This window comes from Devosia sp. (assembly GCF_039927955.1).
Classification (GTDB): Bacteria; Pseudomonadota; Alphaproteobacteria; order Rhizobiales; family Devosiaceae; genus Devosia.
Genome location: NZ_JBDSUA010000055.1, coordinates 1 through 6602 on the forward strand (window position 1 = coordinate 1; position 6602 = coordinate 6602).

Sequence of the window (6602 nt, forward strand, 5' to 3'; positions counted from 1 at the left end):
CCCTCCCCACAAGGGGGAGGGAGACGATGGAGCCGCACGTTTCAATAGATTGGGACGAAGACAGACCGAGAGGGTCTCCCTCCCCCTCGTGGGGAGGGGACAGGGGTGGGGGGCGTCGTCGCCCCCACACCCCCGCCCATCAATCCACCCAATGAACATCCCGCAGCACCACGCCTTCGATCGGCGCGTTCTGCCACATGCCTTCGAGCTTGGCATTCCACACGCCGATCTGGGCGAGTTCGAACAAAAAGCCGTTGACGGCATCCTTGGCAAGGATGGTCTGCGCCTCGATGGCGAGCTCTTTGCGCTTGGCGTCCTCCGTCGTGGCATTCAGCGTCTCGATCAGCGCATTGAACTTGGGATTGTCGTAGCCGAAGTAGTAGTCAGGTTTGGCATAAATTCCAATGTCGAACGGTTCGACATGGCTGACGATGCTCAGGTCATAGTCGTGCTTGGAATACACCTCGTCCAGCCACTGCGCCCATTCCACATTGATCAGTTTGAGCTTGATGCCGACAGCGGCAAACTGGCTGGCAATGATCTGTCCGCCGGTCTGTGCATAGGCCACCGGTGGCAGCTTCAGCGTGGCGCTGAACCCGTCTGGATAGCCCGCTTCCGCCAGCAGCTTCTTTGCTTCGGCCGGATCGTAGGGATAGGTATTGGTCAGGTCGACATAATAGGGGTGGTGGGGAGCAAAATGGCTGCCGATCGGCACGCCATAGCCATAGGTCACGCCGTCGATCAGCGCCTTGCGATCAATTGCATGCGCCATCGCCTGCCGCACTTTCAGGTTATCGAACGGCGGGCGCTTGTTATTGGTCGAGAGCAAGGTCTCGCCCTCGGTAGTGCCCACCAGAATCTTGAAGCGCGGGTCGGCTTTGAACACGTCGACGGCTTCGGCGGCAAAGTTGTTCGTGCCATCGATATCGCCGGCCAGCAGCGCATTGGTCATGGCGGCGGTGTCGCTGATGAACAGGAAACTCGCCTTGGTGAGCGCCGCCTTGGCGCCCCAATAGGGCTCATATCGTTCCAGCACCACGCGGCTGCCCTTGTCCCACTGCACGAAGGCAAATGGTCCGGTGCCGATCGGATTGGTCGAATTGTTGGCGGCGCTTTCCGGCGCCACGATCACCGCATCGCCACGGCCAATATCGAACAGGAACTGCCCGCTCGGCTTGGAAAGCTTGATCTCCACCGTCAGTGGATCGACCACGGTAACGCTGGTGATGCCGGCATAGAATTCCTTGTGCGCGTTCTGGCTGTCGGGGGCGCTGATCCGATCGAAGCTGAACTTGACGTCATTGGCGTCAAAGGCCGAACCGTCGTGGAACGTCACGCCATCATGCAGCGCAAACGTATAGGTCAGTCCATCGGGCGAAATAGTCCAGGATTTGGCCAGATCTGGCTGCACGGCACCGTGCTGGTCGATCTGGGTCAGGCCTTCGAACACATTCTGGTAAACGACGATATCGATGGCTTCGGCAGCCCCTGCGGTTGGATCCAGCACCGGTGGCTCCAGCGCCACGCCGATGCGGATTTCAGTCGGCGCTGCCAGCGCCGCCGTCGATAGCGCTGTCACCAGCGCTAAAGCCAGGCCTATGGCCCGTGTCGTCTTGTTCATTCGTCGTCTCCTGCTTCGGCCTAAACGCTCTGTCTGCGGCCGAGGGCCTGCCAGACTGCCGAAAATCGTGCCGGGAGATAAGGTCCCGGCTCCTGCAGGGAAAGTGTATAGGGCATCGTCGCTAACATGGCAGCAGGGCGCAGGATTATACTTTCCTACGAACCCCGAGCTGGGTAGCAAGAACAACCGGAACCAGCCCCGCCAGCACAATAAACAACGCGGGAAGCGCCGCTTCGGCAAAAAGCGCCACATTGGCACGAGCGTAAACCACCGTCGCCAGCGTATCGACGCCAAGCGGGCGCAGCAGGAGCGTTGCCGGCAATTCCTTGATGATCTCGACGAACACCAGCGTCGCCGCCGTCAAAATCGCCGGCGTCAGCGTCGGCAGGTCCACCCGCAGCAACAATCCCAGCCCGCGCTCGCCCAGCACCCGCCCGGCATCCAGCATTGAATTGCCCCGCTTGCGCATTGCCGCATCGAGCGTCGAATGGCTGACCGCCAGAAACCGGATCGAATAGACGTAGAGCAGCGCCGCCATCGATCCGGAAAGGATCAGCCCCGGCCGCCAATGCGCCACCGTCATGGTCAACCGGTTGAACCACAGGTCGGCCTGGCCCAATGGCTGCAACAGTCCCAGTGCTAACACTGTGCCGGGAATGGCGTATCCCAGCGTTGACAATCGGATAACATTTTGGCCCAGTCTGCTAACGCGACCGCTGGTCTGGCGCGCTGCAAACAGCCCGATGATGACGGTCAGCATCGCGCCGAAAAACGCCAGCGTCAGCGTCGGTACCAGCGCATTGAAGGTCATGCCAAAGCTCTCCGGCGTCAGCCGCCGCAGCGCCAGATAGGTCAATTCACCCACCGGAATGCCGAACCCCAGCCCCAGCAGGATCAGGCAATAGACCAGCGCCAGCAAGGCTTTACCGCCGCGCAACTCCTCCCGCGCCGGCGGTACGCGGCTGTCGCGATGCGCCAGATAAACCCGGTCCTTGCGCGCCTTCTGTTCGGCGGCAATCAGCAGGCCGATCACCAGCACCACCATCACCGCCAGTTGCGCCGCGCCGCCGAAATCGGATTTGTTGATCCAGCTCGAATAGATGATCGCGGTGATCGAATTGATCCCGAAATACTGCACCGCCCCCAGGTCATTGGCGATTTCCATCATCGCCAGGGTCACGCCGACCACGATCGGTGGCCGCGACAGTGGCAGGGTGACGGTAAAAAACGTCCGCCAGCCACTGGCGCCCAAAGTGCGCGCCGCAATATTCAGCGATGCCGATTGCATCAGGAAAAACGCCCGGCACGAGGCGTAAACATAGGGGTACAGCACCGAGGACAGCACCAGCACGGCGCCCCATTCGCTGCGGATATCGGGAAACCAGTATTGCTTGATCGTCGTCGCGCCAGTGATGGCGCGAACCATTTGCTGCACTGGCCCGACAAAGCCGATGAACTCCACATAGGTATAGGCCGCCAGATAGGTCGGCACCGCGAGTGGTAGGATCAGCGCCCAGTCAAACACCCGCCGCAGCGGAAATTCGTAATGTGTCACCAGCCACGCCGCCACCAGCCCCGCGGTACCCGTCACCACGCCAACGCTCAACATCAGCACCGATGTCTCGCGCAGCGAGATCGGCAACATCGTTGCCGCAAACCCATTGCTGCCACCCAGCGTGGCGTTGGCCGCACCAAACGCCAGCCAAAGGATCGGCAACCCCATCAACGCCAGCAATAAAAACGGCGCGACCGGCAGTGCAAACGCGCCGCCGGTCCTGATCGTTTTCGCGGTGGATTGGTCTATGGCGATGTCAGTTTACCCACGGTGTCATCCCGACGCAGGCCGGGATTCATCTTGAAATCTCGGCATGAGCCCCGGCCTGCGCCGGGGTGACATCGAGAGTGCGGAAATCTCAGTGCTAGTTCTGCGCACCCTCATTGAACTTCAACTCGTCCACCAGCTTCGCCGCCTCGGCGCGGTGCGCCGCAATCTCGGCCAGCGGGATTTTTGACGGGTTCAGAGTGCCCCAGGACTTCACCAGCGGTGCTGGTTCCACCCCCGGGATCACCGGGAATTCATAGTTGGTATTGGCATAAATCTCCTGCGCTTCATCCGACAGCAGGAAGGCGATGAACGTGTTGGCGTTGTCCACGTCGGGCGCGTACTTGGCGATGAACCCGCCCGCGACGTTGACCTGGGTGCCATCGGTATCGGCATCGGGATAAATGATCCGCGCCGATTCCGCCCACTGCTTCTGCTCGGGCTCGGCGGTGTTGTTGAGCATCACGCCCATGTAATAGGTGTTGGCGATGGCCAGATCGCAGGTGCCATCGAGGATATTGCGCACCTGCTCGCGATCGGCCCCGTTCGGCGGCATCGCCAGATTGTCGCGTACCTTGGTCAGCCATTCGCGCGTCGCATCCAGTCCGGTTGCGGCAATGCGCTGTGCAATAAGGCCGATATTGTAGGCATGCTCGCCGGGGCGGGTGCATAGGCGCCCCTTCCACTCCGGCTTGGCCAGATCGGCATAGGTCAGCTTGGTCGCAGTCACTCGGTCCTTGGAGACGTAGAACACCCGGGCCCGCAGCGACAGGGCGGTCCAGTCGCCATCGACATCGCGGAACTGCGCCGGCACCCGCTGCAGGTCCGGCGTAGTGATCGGCTGGGTAATGCCCATGTCCTTGGCGCCCACCAGATTGCCGATATCCACGGTCACCACCACGTCGGCCGGCGACAGTTCGCCCTCGGCCTTGATCCGCTCCAGCAGGCCATCCCCGGCATAGAGTACGTTGGGATGAATGCCGGTTTCGGCGGTGAACTTGTCAAGCAGCGGCTGCAACAGGCTCTGTTCGCGGAAGCTGTAGATATTGATCTCGCCGCTCTGCGCAAAGGCCGGCGACACCAGCCCGGTCAGCAGCGTCGCGCCAATCAGCGCGGAAGCGATTGCGGCAAACTTGGTCATCAATATCTCCAGGCGAAACAATGCTGGCAGAAGCCTTGACGCCGTTCTGCTCTCAACCCGGACATGTGTCAATAAATCAAGCAAAAACAAGGCGTTACAGTTTAGAACTGTTCGAAGAACCAGGTCGATTTCGGAGTGATTTCAGATGCTTAGCTGATCGTGATTGTCCGGAAATCGGCGTGCGGCATGTTGTCAAACCTCGCCAACCGGCCAGTTCCCTCAATACTGCGGTGGATAATCCACCAGATCAGCCGGGATCAGCAGCGAGAACAGCATGCCCTGTTCGCCCGCTGGATCGACGGTGAGCGAAAACGCATTCACTGCCAGCAACGACCGCGTCAGCGCTAGCCCGACGCTCGAGCGCACCGGCGCCAAGGCTTCGCCATCACGCCCCACGCCATCGCGGAACACCACGAAGCGCTCGGCCATGTCCACCGACGTCGTGGCGCTGTCGCGCACATGCACGGCAATCGCCCCATCGTCCTCGGTCTGCGCCGAAATCACCACGGCGCCCCCGGTCGGGGTCTGGTCGATGGCGCTGGCCAACAGGTTCAGCACTGCCTGCGCCAGTGAGGCACGGTCGGCGGTGATCCGCGGCAGCTTTTCCGAAATGGCACTACGCACGATCACGCGGGCTGAGCCCGCCTGCTGCCGCACCCGCTGCACGCAGCTTTCGAGCAGCCCCACCAGTTCGATACTGGCGCGCTGCGGCAGATAACGCCCATCCTTGAGTCGCGCATAATCGTCCAGTTCATCCACCAGCGCGGCAATCTCGTGCCCGGCAGTCTTGATGTCCTGCGCATAAGCCTCATAGCGGTCGTTCTGCAGCGCCCCGAACGCTTCGGAACGGATCAGATCGGAAAACCCGATGATGGTATTGAGCGGACGCCGCACGCCGCGGCTGATCCGCGCCAGCAATGCCGGCTCTGGCTCAACCGCCCCGCTCAGTTGCGCCGGCAGCCGGGTCCCCTCGCGCCGATGCACGAAGCCGAAATAGCCGCTCAGCACGCCCGCCTGGCCCTGCGCAAAAATCAGCAGTTCAACGCCGGGCTTGTTGCCGGCCACGGTCAGGCATGGCCGCGCCGACTCCGCAAAACGCGCCGGGCGCTCCAGAAATGCCTTGAATTCGGGCTGGTCTGCACTGTCAATCATATTGGTCAGCGTTCGCCCGATCAGCGCGCCGGGACCGCCGCCCAGCAACTCGCTGGCTCGCCCATTATTGGCGCTGATCACGCCGGCGCGGTTGGTTTCAAAAAACCCGTCGCTGCGCACATCGGCAAAGGCTTCAGCAAACGCCCGCACCGCGCCCTCATGGCCGGTGCGCACTTCGGTGGCGCTTGCCGACAGCATCAGGGCAGGGCGCCCCTGCCACGAAATTGACTGCAACCGCGCTGTCACCGGCACCAGCGATCCGTCGCGCTGCACCAGATGATTGACCGGCCCGGCCTCGTGACCATCCGGACCCATTGCCGGAAAAATCGCCGCCAGCCCGGCGTTGCGCAACCGCTCCACCGAGTCATAGCCCACCATTTCGGTAATGGCGCGATTGGCAAACAACACCTGCTGGTCGCGGAACACCAGAATGCCCAGCGGCAACCGGTTCAGCACCAGCGTCTCGCCACCCAGGTTGATCAAGGCGCCAGTCGGCGCACCAACACTGCTGCGGGTGGCCAGCGTGTTGTCGGGGTTGTTCTGTGGCGCGGTCTCGCCAACGCGATCATTCAAAATCCGCGACAGTTCATCAAAATTATAGCGCGATACCCGCTCAACCGACTCGGCGTCCGGCGCGCTCTGGATCAAAGCCGCCTGTTCGGCAAATTCCGGCGCTTCGGCTTGCGCAATCTCGGGTAGCAAGCCGCCTTCGCTGTCGAGCGTTTCCAGTTCCTGCCGGTCCGTCTCGGCGTCGTGCACGGCCTGGTTCTGCTCGGCGAATTCGGGCGCCTCGGCCTGTGCGACCTCCGGCAGCAATCCGCCCTCGCTATCCAGGACCTGCAATTCCTGTTGATCGGTCTCGGCAT

General features: G+C 61.8%; 4 protein-coding genes. All 4 read right to left on the reverse strand.

The features are described 5' to 3' along the window. Nucleotides 1–139 precede the first annotated feature (139 nt). Entirely contained in the window at nucleotides 140–1621 is a 1482-nt protein-coding gene (locus ABIT12_RS13595; protein ID WP_348046149.1) for an ABC transporter substrate-binding protein, read from the reverse strand. 145 nt (nucleotides 1622–1766) lie between these two features. After that, the gene (locus ABIT12_RS13600) at nucleotides 1767–3344 is read right to left on the reverse strand and encodes an iron ABC transporter permease (RefSeq protein ID WP_348046151.1); all 1578 of its coding nucleotides are present in this window, start codon (nucleotides 3342–3344) and stop codon (nucleotides 1767–1769) included. A gap of 196 nt (nucleotides 3345–3540) precedes the next feature. Next, nucleotides 3541–4584 (reverse strand): extracellular solute-binding protein, encoded by a 1044-nt coding sequence (locus ABIT12_RS13605; RefSeq protein WP_348046153.1) that lies wholly within the window; start codon nucleotides 4582–4584, stop codon nucleotides 3541–3543. A 219-nt stretch (nucleotides 4585–4803) separates the two neighbouring features. Beyond that, on the reverse strand, nucleotides 4804–6602 hold a 1799-nt coding region (locus ABIT12_RS13610), incomplete at its 5' end, for a PAS domain-containing sensor histidine kinase (protein WP_348046155.1).

Coding starts and splice junctions, on each gene's coding strand:
- ABIT12_RS13605 (WP_348046153.1), bottom strand. CDS start 4,584: ATGACCAAGTTTGCCGCAATCGCTTCCGCGCTGATTGGCGCGACGCTG.
- ABIT12_RS13600 (WP_348046151.1), bottom strand. CDS start 3,344: ATGGGGTTGCCGATCCTTTGGCTGGCGTTTGGTGCGGCCAACGCCACG.
- ABIT12_RS13595 (WP_348046149.1), bottom strand. CDS start 1,621: ATGAACAAGACGACACGGGCCATAGGCCTGGCTTTAGCGCTGGTGACA.